Annotated in this window: 16 protein-coding genes; 9 read left to right on the top strand and 7 right to left on the bottom strand. The window is 70.6% G+C overall.

Features of this window, described 5'->3' with window-relative positions; all coding sequences use genetic code 11:
• From PV682_RS20645 to PV682_RS20630, 4 genes are all read right to left on the bottom strand, one after another.
• Positions 1 to 921, bottom strand: a 921-nt coding sequence (locus tag PV682_RS20645; RefSeq protein WP_319731872.1) for a S8 family serine peptidase, incomplete at its 3' end; no start/stop codon positions are given.
• 30 nt (positions 922 to 951) lie between these two features.
• The gene (locus tag PV682_RS20640) at positions 952 to 2,508 is read right to left on the bottom strand and encodes a translation initiation factor IF-2 (protein ID WP_319731870.1); all 1,557 of its coding nucleotides are present in this window, start codon (positions 2,506 to 2,508) and stop codon (positions 952 to 954) included.
• 129 nt (positions 2,509 to 2,637) lie between these two features.
• Complete coding sequence (locus tag PV682_RS20635; RefSeq protein ID WP_319731868.1) at positions 2,638 to 2,847, bottom strand: DUF397 domain-containing protein; 210 nt, start codon at positions 2,845 to 2,847, stop codon at positions 2,638 to 2,640.
• Positions 2,844 to 3,638, bottom strand: coding sequence for a helix-turn-helix domain-containing protein (locus PV682_RS20630; protein WP_319731866.1), 795 nt, complete (start codon positions 3,636 to 3,638; stop codon positions 2,844 to 2,846). Before PV682_RS20630 ends, PV682_RS20635 begins: the two co-directional genes overlap by 4 nt.
• Positions 3,639 to 3,735: 97 nt before the next feature.
• Between PV682_RS20630 and PV682_RS20625 the strand changes: the two genes are divergently transcribed.
• The 8 genes from PV682_RS20625 to PV682_RS20590 all read left to right on the top strand — a co-directional run bounded on the left by PV682_RS20625 (position 3,736) and on the right by PV682_RS20590 (position 9,468).
• Positions 3,736 to 4,095, top strand: coding sequence for a hypothetical protein (locus PV682_RS20625; RefSeq protein ID WP_319731864.1), 360 nt, complete (start codon positions 3,736 to 3,738; stop codon positions 4,093 to 4,095).
• 93 nt (positions 4,096 to 4,188) lie between these two features.
• On the top strand, positions 4,189 to 4,749 hold the full coding sequence (locus PV682_RS20620) for an SMI1/KNR4 family protein (protein WP_319731862.1): 561 nt from the start codon (positions 4,189 to 4,191) through the stop codon (positions 4,747 to 4,749).
• 4 nt (positions 4,750 to 4,753) lie between these two features.
• Positions 4,754 to 5,602 (top strand): L,D-transpeptidase family protein, encoded by an 849-nt coding sequence (locus tag PV682_RS20615; protein ID WP_407705706.1) that lies wholly within the window; start codon positions 4,754 to 4,756, stop codon positions 5,600 to 5,602.
• Positions 5,603 to 5,615: 13 nt separating this feature from the next.
• Positions 5,616 to 6,764 (top strand): alanine racemase, encoded by a 1,149-nt coding sequence (gene alr / locus PV682_RS20610; protein ID WP_319731858.1) that lies wholly within the window; start codon positions 5,616 to 5,618, stop codon positions 6,762 to 6,764.
• 24 nt (positions 6,765 to 6,788) lie between these two features.
• Positions 6,789 to 8,012 carry an alpha/beta fold hydrolase gene (locus PV682_RS20605; protein ID WP_319731856.1) on the top strand — a complete coding sequence of 408 codons (1,224 nt, stop codon included), beginning with the start codon at positions 6,789 to 6,791 and terminating at the stop codon, positions 8,010 to 8,012.
• Entirely contained in the window at positions 7,984 to 8,487 is a 504-nt protein-coding gene (gene tsaE, locus PV682_RS20600; RefSeq protein ID WP_319731853.1) for a tRNA (adenosine(37)-N6)-threonylcarbamoyltransferase complex ATPase subunit type 1 TsaE, read from the top strand. Before PV682_RS20605 ends, tsaE begins: the two co-directional genes overlap by 29 nt.
• Before the next feature lie 127 nt (positions 8,488 to 8,614).
• A complete protein-coding gene (locus tag PV682_RS20595; protein WP_319731851.1) occupies positions 8,615 to 8,767 on the top strand; it encodes a hypothetical protein in 153 nt (50 codons plus the stop codon).
• A gap of 134 nt (positions 8,768 to 8,901) precedes the next feature.
• On the top strand, positions 8,902 to 9,468 hold the full coding sequence (locus tag PV682_RS20590) for a Uma2 family endonuclease (RefSeq protein WP_319731850.1): 567 nt from the start codon (positions 8,902 to 8,904) through the stop codon (positions 9,466 to 9,468).
• Between the two features lie 14 nt (positions 9,469 to 9,482).
• On the opposite strand, the gene PV682_RS20585 is transcribed toward PV682_RS20590, so the two are convergent.
• Together PV682_RS20585 and PV682_RS20580 are read right to left on the bottom strand one after the other, a co-directional pair.
• On the bottom strand, positions 9,483 to 11,129 hold the full coding sequence (locus PV682_RS20585; RefSeq protein ID WP_319731849.1) for a M16 family metallopeptidase: 1,647 nt from the start codon (positions 11,127 to 11,129) through the stop codon (positions 9,483 to 9,485).
• Positions 11,126 to 12,061: a hypothetical protein gene (locus PV682_RS20580; protein ID WP_319731848.1), complete on the bottom strand. Its 936-nt coding sequence runs from the start codon at positions 12,059 to 12,061 to the stop codon at positions 11,126 to 11,128. Before PV682_RS20580 ends, PV682_RS20585 begins: the two co-directional genes overlap by 4 nt.
• Positions 12,062 to 12,142: 81 nt before the next feature.
• Here PV682_RS20580 and PV682_RS20575 point away from each other — a divergent pair, with 81 nt between their 5' ends.
• Entirely contained in the window at positions 12,143 to 12,514 is a 372-nt protein-coding gene (locus PV682_RS20575; RefSeq protein WP_319731846.1) for a holo-ACP synthase, read from the top strand.
• 91 nt (positions 12,515 to 12,605) lie between these two features.
• On the opposite strand, the gene PV682_RS20570 is transcribed toward PV682_RS20575, so the two are convergent.
• Positions 12,606 to 13,937, bottom strand: a complete 1,332-nt coding sequence (locus PV682_RS20570; RefSeq protein WP_319731844.1) for a vWA domain-containing protein — start codon at positions 13,935 to 13,937, stop codon at positions 12,606 to 12,608.
• Between the last annotated feature and the right edge of the window lie 42 nt (positions 13,938 to 13,979).

The following is a 13,979-nucleotide window of genomic DNA, read 5'->3' as shown; positions in this document are numbered from 1 at the left end:
GGGGGCGCCGATGGTGTTCAGCATGACGCGGAGGATCTGGTTGTTGGTCCAGGTGGGGTGGACGGACCAGATCAGGGCGGCGCTGGCGGAGGCGAGGGCGGTGGCGTCGCTGGTGCCGCTGGTGGTGCAGAGACCGGTTTTTCCGCCGCAGGCATGCACCATGTCCTCGCCGGGAGCGGCCATGTCGACCTGCGGGCCGTACTCGGAGAATTCGGTTCTCCCCAGGTTCTTGCCGACGGCGGCAACGCCGACCACGCCAGGGGTGGCCGCCGGGTACATCACCAGGTTGCCTTTTTGCGCATCGTTGCCGACTCCGGCGAAGATCAAAGAGCCCTTCTTGAGGGCATACGCGACAGCCTCTGTCACTTCCGGCGTCGACTCCGACACCGCCAGGGAAATGTTGATGACCTTCGCACCGCGATCAGCCGCATAACGGATCGCCGGAACCAGTGCCGTATTGATGCTCGTCTCCCCCGCGGCCAGGTTGGCGGCCTTCCCTCCGTCAGGCACACGAATCGGCAGGATCTTGGCACCGGGTGCGAGACCGTACGCTCCGTTCCTGTCGCCGTTCGCGCCTGTGCCCGCGATCAGACCGGCCATCCCAGTACCGTGCCCGTACTCGCTGAAGTCCGTGTGCTCGTCACCGGGTTCGTCCGGGGTGAAGTCCTTGCCCGCGAGAACACGTCCTGCGAGATTGGGGTTGTTCGGATCCACGCCGCTGTCGATGACCGCGACGGTGACGCCCTCACCGGTGCTGGTCTTCCACATCTTCTCGGCCTGCATCCCGTCCAGGTACCACTGTTCCTGGCGGATCGTGTCAGCGCCGACTGCCGGCGTCCCGGCGGCGCCCACCAGCAGCAGGCCCAGGGCCGTCGCAGCGGCAACGCGACGGACCTTGTGTCGAGTACCACTGGTGTGCATGAACTTCGCTCTCCCTCATCCCTGAACCCGTCAGTCGACGACCGGCGGCACAGTCGGCCGGCGGTTCCGGCGCCAGGTCTCCTCGTCCTCCGCGACACCGTACGGCCGACCGTTTCCGTTTCTCGTGCTCGGAAAGGACGTCGTCCGGGACGGATGGGCTGCGGCCCTCGCCCCACCGTGCCCCTCACCGGAGCGTCCGGCGGCGGTGGTACCACCCGTGATCGCGTTGCTGGGACCCGTTCCCGTTCCGCCAGAGCCGATCACCCCGGAACCGGGCACACGCGCTCCCGCACGCCCTGACCGCTGACCATGGTTGGCGCCCACGACACCGGAGTCGGCCATGGGACGACCTCCGACGATGCCTCCAGGAGGCGATACGGAACGGCCGCCGGAAGCCGTGCCCGGTGTGCCCATGTCCCGGCCGACGAGGGTTCCCATGCCGGGGGTCTGCCCCATCGGTCCCATGGGGTTACGAGGGGGTGCGCTTTCCCCGCCTACGACCATGCCGCGCGGGACGGCTCCGGTCGGCCTGCCTTCAGAGGGGAGGACCGGGCGGCCACCGACGATGCCGTTGCCCGTGCCGCCGGGAACACTCGGAACATGGCCGACAGGCGTCGGGGTTCCAGCGCTTCGGCCCATCGAGGGCATGGACGCCCTGAGCGCCGGATTGTTGACGGGCAGGGTCTGCCCGCCGCCGAACAGCGCAGGAACCGGGCCGGTTTGTGGCGTTGCACCCCTCAGGGCGATGGGTTCGGCAGAGTCGCGCGAACTCTCCAGCGGAGTCGGGGACGGCAAGGTGCCAACTGAGTCGATCGCGGTCCGTACAGGCGGCAGCGACTCACCGGAGATATCCGGCTGGGACCCGGAAGCGGCGACATGCCGAAGGGAAGACACTCCGGCGGAACTTCCGGCACCGGACGTAGTGCTGGTTGCGTGGACAGTCCCAGCAGTCGAGTTCACGCCGGAAGGCCCGTCGAGTTCAGCCTTGTCGGCTTCTTTCGAGTCGACCGCGCCAACATCAGCCGGTACGAACGCCTTCGGCGGCGGCGGAAACCTCGGCCTCTCCAGCGCGTTCAGCTGCGTTGCCGACCACGCGTACGACTGCGCCAGCTTCGTCATCTGTGCGGCGGCCTCCTGCCGCACCTTCTCCCGGTCGGCGGTCAGCTCCGCGAGGTTCTGGGCATACCGGGACCTGATCGCGGGTGCGTCCGGGTCGTTGTGCGCGGCGTATGCGGCGTCGAGGTTCGCCTGCGCGGCGGGCGCGTCGCGGGGGATCGCCGACTGGGCCAAGGCGATGGAGTCGGACGCCTGGTTGAGCCAGCCTGAGGCGCCCTTGCTGAACTCCGACAGCCGCCAGGTGGCGTTGGCGAGGTCGGAGGCCCAGTAGCGGAACGTGTCCGCGCCCTCGCCCTTCCACTCCACTCTGTCGGGGCGCGTCCCCAACTCCTCCGCGATCCTCGCGATCTCCTCCGCCGCCGACTCCAGCTTCGACGCGGCCGTCTGCACCATCCCCGCGTTCGCCTGGTTCAGCCACGCCAGCATCTGCTCATGGCTCATGCCCTCGAACAGGGTCCCTCCGGAAGCCACCAGGCCACGCCTTCCCCCACGCCGCTCGCCGGCGACGTCCCGTCATTCCTCCCGCACGACCCATCCAACCCTCACGTACGCGCGCCCACATGAGCACGCGTACTCAACTCGCCCCGACTTTCCTGGGAGTCAGGAAAGTCGGGCGAGGGTGAGGAGGCCGGTGAAGGCGGTGGGGGTGAGGAGGAGGGTCGGGCCGGTGGGGGTTTTGCTGTCGCGGACGGGGACGAGGCCGTGGGCACGGGCGTAGGAGGGGGACCACTCGACGCATTCGCCGCCATCGCCGTCGCTGTAGGTCGACTTGACCCAGGCAAGGCCACGAAGGTCGAGGGTGCTGCTCATCTGGCGTATTCCTCCATGATCGAGCGGATGAGGGCCAGGGAGCGCGCCTCGGACTCCGCTGTCGCGCGCAGCCGCTCGTAGGTGTCCAACGACCGCCGTACGTCAGACGGGGAGTCGTTGACGAACGCTCGGCCGACGGTCTCCGAGTACAGGATCTGCGCTTCGTCGTCTTGCGTTAGCAGGATAAACGGCTTGCTCGTCGCGGGCGCCCCTGCCTCGAAGGGGAGAACCTGGATCGCGACGTGCGGGGATGCCGCCATCACCACGAGGTGCTCCAACTGCCCGACCATGACGTACCGGTTCCCGACCACCGTACGGAGCGCGGCTTCGTGGAGGATGACCCACAGCAGCGGCGGGTTCTCCCGGTCCAGGATGGCCTGGCGATGTACACGGAGTTCCACACGCGCCTTGATCTCGTCGTCGGTCTCGCGTGGGTGCGCCGCTCGGTAGACCGCCTCCGCGTACTCGGGGGTCTGGAGCAGGCCCGTCACCAGACTCGGGGCGTAGCCCTCGATCTTGACGGCGTTCTTCTCCAACTGCACGTACGGAACGAACCACCCGGGATGGCCCCGCTCGCTCACCCGCACCAACAACCGCCCGAACGACCCCGGCGTGTTGAAGAAACAGTCGCACTTGTCCGCGAAGTGCTGTGACGCCAGCGCCTTCCCGTTGACCACCTTGGACACGTACGGCTCCTTGTAGCCCGTAGCAATGGCCAAAGCCCTCTGCGTAGCCCCCTTGTGCTCCAGCGCCGCCGCGACCTCCCTCCCGAACCACTCCAGTCCGTCCACAGGCTCCGATTCTCCGTTCACCTGTTCAATTCACCTGCTTTCCAGGGCTATTGGAAACCTCAGAACCCTTCAACCGTACGGGCCGATAGTCCATCGTGTGACCAGAACGACCCAGAAAGTCGAGGAGGTTGCCATGATGCTCTGCTCCGTCACCATCGTCGTCCCGGACGAACTGAAGGAAGCCGCGCTGAATTACCCGGACGGCCGGCCGGACGAGGAGCCGATCCCGGACTACGTGACCTGTGAACTCGACAAGCACAAGTACGGCACGCACACCTGCCTCTTGAGGGACCTCTCGGCAAAAGCGAGCGGCTCGGTGTGGATCATCTGGTCGGACCCTCAGAACGTGAAAGTGGAACAGTTGCCGTACTGCGTCTCACGCGGGCCGGAAAAGGGAGACGCGTGCTGGCTGACGGAAGGGCATCGGGGCGGGCACAGTTGGGAGCGGTACGAGTAGGGAGGGGTTTCGCGTGGGGGACGGCCGGCGACAGAGGGTGCCTGGGCAAGGATCGAGGCGTGGCTGAAGCAGCACGCGCCACGTTCGTGGCAGATGCTCCCGCCGCCCGCCCCGGAAGCGGAGATCCAGGCGGTGGAGCGGGAACTCGACCTGGTCTTCCCGCCGGGCCTGCGGGCTTTCTATCGTCTGCGGGACGGCACAGGGCACCCCGCCGACTTCGGGTGGGCCCCGGAGCCCGGCACCGGACTTCCCCCGCGAGGGCAGGGAACGGCCTGGCTGTTGCCCATGAAGTGCGCGATCCCCCCGGTCCGGCACCTGCCGCTGTGGAGCGAGGGCCCGCACACCATCGGCCGCCCGGCGGACCCCGCCCTGCGCTACCTCGCCTTCGCCGCGACCGACCGCGGTGGCCTGTACGGCCTGTTCGCCGACTGCACACCGGGCCCGGGTCAGGGACGGATCGGCACCTTCGAGGAGGCCGCCGACGCCCTGTACGAGAACCGCCCGGTGGAGGACGCGACGGGCCACCGGGACACGGCCGTACCGACCCCGATGAACCAAGGCCCGGCCCCCCGTAGCGCGCCGCCGCGCTCCGCGTTCCGGGTGACCCCACCGCGTGCCCTCCACGCCCCGCGCCCCCAGGGGCGTTACGTCTGATCGCATGATGAGCAGACGTACACCCCTCGCCCTGCTGCTGGCCGGCGTCGTATTGCTGCCCGGCACTGCTGCCAGTGCCACCCCCGTCCCGGAGGAAGACCTCGTGCCCGGCGTGAAGCAGACCGCGCTGGTCGACACGCCGGATCAGGTGCTGGCGCCGAAGACGTACGTACCCGGCGCTGAGGAAGACGCCGTCGAGCCCCCGGACGCCGCCCCCAACGCCTACGCACTCGTCGAATACGTACCCCTCGGCGAAGCCGTCGCCCGCATCAGCTGCACCAAGAAGACCGGGCCCTATCAGCGGCAGGTCGAGCGGTGGCTGAAGCTGAAAGTGGACGGGAAGCAGTCGGCGAAGGACTGCAAGGCGATCAAGGCGTTCCAGAAGAAGCAGAAGATCAAGCCGGCTATCGGATTCGCGGGGCCGGTCACCTGGAAGCGGATGCAATTCCTCTCCGCCAAGAAGAAGCCGAATGCGGCGAAGAAGTGTCCCGTCAGGAATTACCGCGTCGCGTGTGTGGATCTCACCCGGCAGATCACTTGGGTGCAGAAGGGGAAAAAAGTCGTCTTCGGCCCCGTCTCCATGCGGAGCGGGCGGAAAGCGCATCCGACCCGCACCGGCTGGTTCAAGATTTACTGGCGGCACAAGAATCACGTCTCCACGCTGTACAACACCCCGATGCCGTATTCGCAGTTCTTCAGCGGCGGCCAGGCATTCCACGCGGTGTACGGCAGCATTCACACGACGGTCGGCTCGATGGGCTGCGTCAATCTCACCGTGCCGGACGCCCGCAAGCTGTGGGGTGTGCTGAAGAAGGGCGACCGGGTGTACGTCTGGGGGAAGAGGCGGCTCTGAGAGACTGGGGGCGATGAGAGAGACGGAACGGGCGCGCCCCAGGGCGGTGATCGACCTGGCGGCGCTGCGGGCGAACGTGCGCGCGCTGCGGTCGAAGGCACCCGGCGCGGCCTTCATGGCGGTCGTGAAGGCCGACGGGTACGGCCATGGCGCGATCCCGTGCGCCCGCGCGGCGGTGGAGGCGGGCGCGACGTGGGTGGGGACGGCGACACCGGAGGAGGCGCTGGCCCTCAAAGCGGACGCCGGGCTCCCGGACCACGTACGGATCATGTGCTGGCTGTGGACGCCGGGCGCCCCATGGCGTGAGGCCATCGAGGCCGGCATCGACGTGTCGGTGAGCGCGCTGTGGGCGCTGAAAGAAGCGACGGAAGCCGCAAAAGCGGCAAACAGCACAGCCCTCGTCCACCTCAAGGCCGATACCGGTCTCGGCCGCGGCGGCAGTCAGCCCGCCGACTGGTCCGACCTCGTACGCCGCGCCCTGGACGCCGAGCGCGCCGGCGCCGTACGGATCGTGGGCATCTGGTCGCACCTCGCGTGCGCGGACGAACCCGGGCACCCCTCCACCCAGGCCCAGCTGGATCGTTTCCGCGAGATGACGGCGTACGCGGAAGCGCGGGGTGTCCGTCCCGAGGTCCGGCACATCGCGAACTCGCCCGCCACGCTCACCCTCCCCGAGGCGCACTACGACCTCGTCCGGCCGGGCGTCGCGATGTACGGCCTCTCCCCGAGCCCCGCCCTCGGCGCCCCCGCCGATCTGGGCCTGCGCCCGGCGATGACGCTCACGGCGCCGGTCGCGCTGGTCAAGCACGTACCCGGCGGGCACGGCGTCAGCTACGGCCACCACTACGTCACCCCCGGCGAGACGACCCTCGCGCTGGTCCCGCTGGGCTACGGCGACGGCGTCCCCCGGCACGCCTCGGGCTCCGGGCCGGTGCTGATCGGCGGGAAGTGGCGTACGACGGCCGGGCGGATCGCGATGGACCAGTTCGTCGTGGACCTCGGAGGTGACGAGGTCGGGGCCGGTGCGGAGGCGATCCTGTTCGGACCGGGTGATCGTGGGGAACCGACCGCCGAGGACTGGGCGCAGGCCGCGGGGACCATCGGGTACGAGATCGTCACCCGGATCTCCGCGCGGGTTCCCCGCGTCTATGTGAATGGGTAGTCACCCGGTGGAGAGGAGCGGTACGTGAGCGAGAGCGGTGTGGAGGCGATCGTCTCCGCCACGGGGGACGCCGCGGGCAACTGGCGCCGCGCGACCGGCATCGCGGGCGCGGCGATAGGGGTGATCGCGGCGGGCGCCGCCGCGGGGGTCGCCCTGGAGCGGATGACCGTCGGGCGCGGGATGCGCAAGAAGGCGCGCCTCGCGCTGGATTCCGCCGGTCCGTACGGCGCGCTGCGCGGTACGCCCGGCAAGGCGTACGCCGACGACGGCACCGAGCTGTACTACGAGGTCGACGACGTCGAGCCCGAGGGCGGGTCCGCGCCCCGGCGGCGGCGCCTGTTCGGGCGCAAGGCGCCGGCTCCGGTGACCGTCGTGTTCAGTCACGGGTACTGCCTGACCCAGGACTCGTGGCACTTCCAGCGGGCGGCGCTGCGGGGGGTCGTCCGGACCGTGCACTGGGATCAGCGCAGTCACGGGCGGTCGGGGCACGGGGTCGCGCAGCTCAAGGACGGGGTGCCGGTCAGCATCGATCAGCTGGGGCGGGATCTGAAGGCCGTGATCGACGCGGCGGTGCCCGAGGGGCCCGTCGTGCTCGTGGGGCACTCCATGGGCGGGATGACCGTCATGGCGCTCGCCGGGCAGTACCCCGAGTTCGTCCGGGAGCGGGTCGTCGCGACCGCCTTCGTCGGGACGTCCTCCGGGCGGCTCGGGGAGGTCAACTACGGGCTGCCGGCCGCCGGGGTCAACGCCGTGCGGCGGGTGCTGCCGGGGGTCCTGAAGGTGCTCGGGCAGCAGGCCGCGCTCGTCGAGAAGGGGCGGCGGGCCACCGCCGAGATCTTCGCCGGGATCATCAAGCGGTACTCGTTCTCCTCGCGGGACGTCGATCCCGCGGTCGCGCGGTTCGCGGAGCGGATGATCGAGGGGACGACCATCGACGTCGTCGCCGAGTTCTATCCGGCGTTCACCGAGCACGACAAGACCGAGGCGCTGGCGTCGTTCCGGGAGATGCCGGTGCTGGTGCTCGCCGGGGTCGGGGATCTGGTGACGCCGAGTGAGCACAGCGAGGCCATCGGGGATCTGCTGCCGGACGCCGAGCTGGTGCTCGTCCCCGACGCCGGGCATCTGGTGATGCTGGAGCACCCCGAGGTGGTCACCGACCGGCTCGCCGACCTGCTCATGCGGGCCGGGGCGTTTCCGGCGGGGGCTACGGTTGGCGGCTATGGAAGCAGCACAGCACAGCCAGGTTGAGCTGACCGTCACGTCCCCCGAGCAGATGCGCGACCTCGGTCTCAGGCTCGCCTCGATCCTGCGCGCCGGGGATCTCGTCATGCTCGACGGGGAGCTCGGGGCCGGGAAGACGACGCTCACGCGAGGGCTCGGGGAAGGGCTCGGCGTACGGGGGGCGGTGACCTCGCCGACGTTCGTCATCGCCCGCGTCCACCCCTCCCTGGGCTCCGGGCCCCCTCTCGTCCACGTCGACGCGTACCGGCTCGGCGGCGGGCTCGACGAGATGGAGGACCTCGACCTCGACGTCTCCCTCCCCGACTCCGTGATCGTCGTGGAGTGGGGGGAGGGGAAGGTCGAGGAGCTGACGGACGACCGGCTCGTGGTGCGGATCCAGCGGGCCGTCGGGGACACGACGGACGAGGTCCGGCACGTGTCGCTGCGCGGGCTCGGGGCCCGCTGGGCCGGCGCCGAACTGGACCGTGTGCTCCAGGTGTGAACGTTCCGACGCGATGTCGGCAAAACATTGCGTCCCCGGCATCGGGCGTGGTCCTATGATATCCAGCCCGTGGTTAGGTCTACCTAAGTAGCCCTCCGCACTCGCCCCCGACCCGCTGGAGGCGTCCATGTCCATGCCGGTTGTTTCCCTGCGCGACCTCCTCGCGGCGAACGCCGCGGCGGAGGCGGTGTCGTTGCCTCCGCTGGCGCCGATGCCGGTGCCTGTGCCTGTGTCTCCGACGGAGGAGCCGGAGGAGGACATGGCTCAGGAAGCGGCGTAGAGGATGCCGGCAACACCGGCCTCCGGCCCGGCGCCTCAAAAGCCGATCGGCTCCCGCAGGTGCCGTGAACACAGCGCCCGGCTTCCCGCGCCGCCTCTACGGTGGTGGCACCTCGTGGTGGCATGGGAGACGCAATGAGCACGATGTACCCGGAGTACGCGCAGTGGCTGCGTCAGGTGCGCCACTCGATGAAGCTGCCCAAGGCCGTCAAGCTGCTGTTCGATCAAGGGCGCCTGTACATGTCTCCAGTGACAGAGGCGCACAGCGAGGCGGACGATTCGATCCGATCGCAGTTGGCGGAACAACTCGGCGGTGGGTCCGGGCTTCATGTCACCCGGGACAAGGGTGTGCTCCCGGAGTTGGACGGGTACACGCCCGAACCCGATGTACTGGTGGTCGACGCCGGGGTGCTCGGCCCGGGTGACGCCTTCGTCGACCAGAAGCACGTGCGCTTCGTCGCCGAAAGCGTCTCCCGGTCGACAGTCGGACAGGACTACGGACGCGAGCTCAACCAGTACGCCGCACGCGGCATCCCGACGTACCTCATCGTGGACGTCCTCGTCGGCGAGTGCGTGCTCTACCAGGCCCCGAAGGGCGACGAGTACACCTCGGCGGTGCCGTACCGCTTCGGTGAACCCGTCGAGTTCGAGGTCGCCGGGGTGGCCGTGTCGGTGCGGACCGAGTTCAGGACGATCCGGTGACGCGGCCCCCAAGATCAGCGGCGTAGGCGTCTCGCCTGGTACAGCGCCAGGGTTCCCGCCGCCATCGGGGCCCACATGATCCAGACCGTGACGATGACGTCCGTCGTGGAGGTGCTGTCGGTGGTGATGATCACGGCCAGGAGGGCCCAGAACGCGGATATCAGGCCGAGGGCCCAGAGGCCGGCTGTCCAGCCGGGGGTGGATTTCGTGGGGGTGGAGGGAGCCGTTCGCCGGGGTTGGGGGATCGTCGCGGGGTCTCGGGGCGGGAGGTGGACGACCAGGTGGGACGGGATCGAGGCGTCGATCGCGGCGATGCGGTCGGGGGTTACGCCCTTGTAGAGGGTGGGTTCGACCGTGACCGAGAAGCCGTCGTGGCCCGTGAGGGTGCGGGAGCCGTCGGGGCGGGTGGTCATGGCGGCGCAGGTGGCGTAGTGGACGGTGACGGGGCCTCGGGGGGTGGACAAGGAGACCCCCTCCTGGCCGATCGTCAGGGTCACGCCGTCCGGTGAGGGGTGCGTCGTACCTGTGACCGTGGTCGAGGAGTACTGGGGGGCGAGGGTGAAGCCCGCCCAGTCGACGCCCCGGCCCGGCACCTGCATCAGCGCGGTGGACCAGGTCTCCTGGGCGACTTCGTGGACGTCCGCGAGGGTGACGGCGTTCAGGTCGGCCCGGCGTTCGTCGACCGACTGGACGGGGCGGCCGAGGAGGACGCTGAGCGCGTTGCCGGGGAGGAGGCCCGCGCCGGGGTCGTCGTACTGCTTGGCGATCCGGGCCCGGGAGGAGTCCAGTTCCTGTTGGGTGATCGTGCCCGCGCGCAGGCGGGCGAGGGTGTCGATGAAGCCGCCGGTGACCGCGTCCTGTTTTTTGGGGAGGGCGTCGGCGTAGGCGGTGATCGTGGCGTGGGCCGCGTCCCGTACGGAGTAGTCCGCGTCGGCCTGGTAGGAGTAGCCGCCCTCCTGGCGCAGGTCGTGGAAGAGGGCGCGGCCGAAGAGGTCGGTGAAGACCATGGCGGCGGCGGAGCGGCGGACCACGGCGGACAGGACGACGGTGCCGTCGTCGCCGTGGACGTACGCCGGGGTGACCGGCAGCGCGTCTGAGGCGGGCGGCGCGGGGATGCGGGTGCCCGGCGGGAGGGTGAGGTCGAGGCCGGCGGGGACGTGGTCGCCGGTGAGCCAGAGGACCGCGTTGTCGCGGGTGAAGCGGGTCTGGGCCCAGTAGCGGACGGCGTCCGGCGTGAGGCTCCAGGTGCCCAGCTCGGTGTAGCTGCTGAGGCCGTACCCCTGCGCCCCGTACCGCCAGAGGGGGAGCTGCGACGATCCGCCGCGCCCCGCCGCCTCCGTACGGAGGATCTCCTTCTCCGTCTCCAGCCGCTCCAGCGGCAGTTCGCGCAGGGACGCGCAGACGCTGTTGAGGTACGTGACGACCTCGGCCTCGGTGCCGGTGACGTGGAAGAGGGTGTACGTGTTGGCCGTCGCCCCGTTGTAGTGCAGGTCGGACAGGCCCAGGCGGTGCAGCGCGAGGTGTTCGACGAGGTGGGTGAGGCCGGCGGTGGCGAGGGTCTCGTCGGCCCGTCCGACGCGGAACATGAGGCCGGCGGTGATCTCGGACGACGTGCCGGGTGCGTAGAGCGTCGGGATGCCCTGCGTGACCGTGCTGTTCATCGGGCGACCGCCTCTCGCGCGGACTTGCGGTGCCTGCGGAACGCGGCCTGCGGGTCGGACAGGTAGGACCAGGGGCCGGCGGCCCGGTCGCCGAGTGCGGCGAAGTGGGGGGCGGCGTCGGCGTGGTGACCGCCGAGGGAGAAGGCCATCGCGAAGGTGCCGTGCGCGTAGCCGCTGGAGAAGTCGGGGCGGTACGCCGGGTGCCGTACGGAGATGGCGGCGGCGTTGCGCAGGTCCTGGAGGACGTTCACGCCGCGCAGGTACGGTCCCCCCTGCTCCTCCAGCGACAGCCAGTGCTCGATGTGCGCGTCGGCGACGAGGACGCCGGTCGGGGCGCCGTCGGGGGCCTCGCGGGTCGCCTCGGCGGCGAAGCCGTGCGCCTCCTCCCAGGTGCCGCCCCACTTCGGGCACAGCTGCTGGAGGAGGGCGGCCTGGGCGCCGTACACGTGCGGGTGGTGGGCGCGGAGGCGGTCGTAGCGGCGGCGGGCCTCGGTGACGCCGAGTTCCAGGCCGCGGGCCAGGGTGATGCGGATGTACCAGGCGGGGGCGTACGAGGGCTGCTCCGCGCAGACCTGGATCAGCAGTTGCTCCGCGCGCCGCAGCCAGGCGTGGAACTGGTCGAACTGCTCCCCGGAGACGTGCTTGGCGAACGCGGCGCCGCGGATGTCCCAGCCGATCATCACGTACCGCTTCGCGAGGATGGTCCTCGGCAGGGGGTCGGCGGGGAAGTCGGCCGCCGCGCGCTCCAGCCACTGTTCCGCGCCGGGTGTCTCGGCGACGGAGTTGAGCGCGGTGACCATGTCGTCCACGCTCCCGAGCCGCCCGAAGAAGCCCCGCACGGCGGTCCAGTCCCCCGCGTGCGCCGCCTCCCGCAACGGGATCAGCTCGGGGATGTCGTCGTACCTGTCAAAACTCGGCTCTGCGCCGCCCACTGTCCCCACCCTGACGTGATTCGTACATCTGTTTCAAGACGCCGCAGAGTAACAGCCCAGGTGACCTCTAAGGTGCTCGGCATGAGCATCATCGGAGTCGGCATCGACGTGGCCGAGATCGAACGCTTCGCGGCCTCCCTGGAACGCACGCCCGCACTCGCCGCGCGCCTCTTCCTCGACAGCGAACTCCTCCTCCCGAACGGCGAACGCCGGGGCCCGGCCTCCCTCGCGGCCCGCTTCGCCGCGAAGGAGGCCCTGGCGAAGGCGCTCGGGGCGCCCGGGGGGCTGCTGTGGACCGACGCGGAGGTGTACGTCGAGCCCAGTGGCCGGCCCCGGCTGCGCGTGACGGGGAGCGTCGCCGCACGGGCCGCCGAGCTGGGGGTGACGGGGTGGCATGTGTCGCTGAGCCATGACGCGGGGGTGGCCTCGGCGGTGGTGATCGCGGAGGGGTAGGGGCGGGGCAGGGGCGGGGGCGGCACGGCGTACGGGGTCCCGGCTTCGCTGGTACGACGATCGGACCACAGCTCGTCTCCCCCGGGGCCCCTCACCCGATCTCCACCACCTTCGCCCACTCCGGCGGCCCCTCCGGGACGTAGTCGGGGTCCGTCTCGCGCCAGCGGCCCCGGCCCGTGCGCGGGAAGAGGCCGACCACTGTGCGGCAGGCGGGCTGGGGTGGCCACGGGGTCTGGCCGTCCGTCAGGGCCACCACCACGTCGGGGCGGGTGCGCAGGGCCGCCTTGAAGCCCTCGCAGAGATCCGTGCCGCCGCCTCCGATCAGGGGGATGTCCTCCGCCCGGCACAGGGGGTGGGCGACGTGGGCCGCCGCGTCGCAGGACACGACCGTGAGCAGGTCGCGGCGTCCGCCGACCGCCCGGGTGATCGCGGCGACTTCGAGGAGCGCGCTGCCGAGCTCCGCGTCGCTGACCGAGCCGGACGTGTCGATGACGACGGCGACACGGGGCGGGCGGCGGCGCAGGCTGGGCAGGACGAGGCCGGGGAGGGAGGACGCGCGGCGCGAGGGGCGGCCGTACGTGTAGTCCTGGCCCGCGCCCGCGCCGGACACGGCGGAGCGCAGCGCCGCGCCGAGGAGGCGCAGCCAGGGCTGGGGCGGGTGGAAGGCGTCCCGCGCCCAGCGTTTCCAGCCTTCCGGCGCGCTCCCCGGCCGTCCCTTGATCGCCTCGGCGACCCGGTACCGTACGGCGTCCCGCTGCTGCGGGGTGAGTCCCTCGGCACCGTCCGCGCCGAGGTCCCACCCGCGCCGGCGGCCGTCCGCGCCGCTGCCGCAGTCGAGCCAGGCGATGTCGCCGTACGCCTTGAGCTGGAACCGGCGCAGGTACTCCTCCATGAGGAGTCCCGTCGGCAGCCGCAGCGACCCCGGTGTCACCGCGTCCGCCGGGCGGGCCAGCCCGTCGCCGTAGATGTCGTCGTTGATCTCCATGTCCGCCGCGATGTTCATCCGCAGCCGCTCCCCCGGCCCGTCGAGCCCCTGCCGCTTCGCGAACCGGTCACCGCGCCCGTGATGGTCCCGCAGCAGATGCGACACCTCGTGCACCCACACCCCGGCCAGCTCCTCCACCGGCGTCCGCTCCACGAACCCCGGCGACACGTAGCAGCGCCAGTGACCGTCCACGGCCATCGTCGGCACGCTCTCCGACGCGACGACGTGCAGCGCGAACAGCGCGGAGGCGAGGTAGGGCCGGGCACGGGCGGCTTGGAGCCGGGCGGTGTAGAGCTTGTCGGCGTCGAGGGGGCGGGCTGGTACGGGGGTGAGGGGGCGGCCTTGTACGGGGGTGAGGCCGCGAACCGGCGCCGGGGGCAGGCCGGTTGCCTGGTCCGGCGCGGGGATGTGCGCCGGCGCCGGGGTCTCGCCGGCCACCTGATCCGGCGTACGGTCCGGGTCCGGCGTCGAAATCACCGC

Source organism: Streptomyces niveiscabiei (genome assembly GCF_033794345.1).
In the GTDB taxonomy this organism is placed as follows: domain Bacteria; phylum Actinomycetota; class Actinomycetes; order Streptomycetales; family Streptomycetaceae; genus Streptomyces; species Streptomyces niveiscabiei.
The sequence above is the reverse complement of the archived record's forward strand: the minus strand, read 5'-3'. Positions and strand labels throughout refer to the sequence as shown.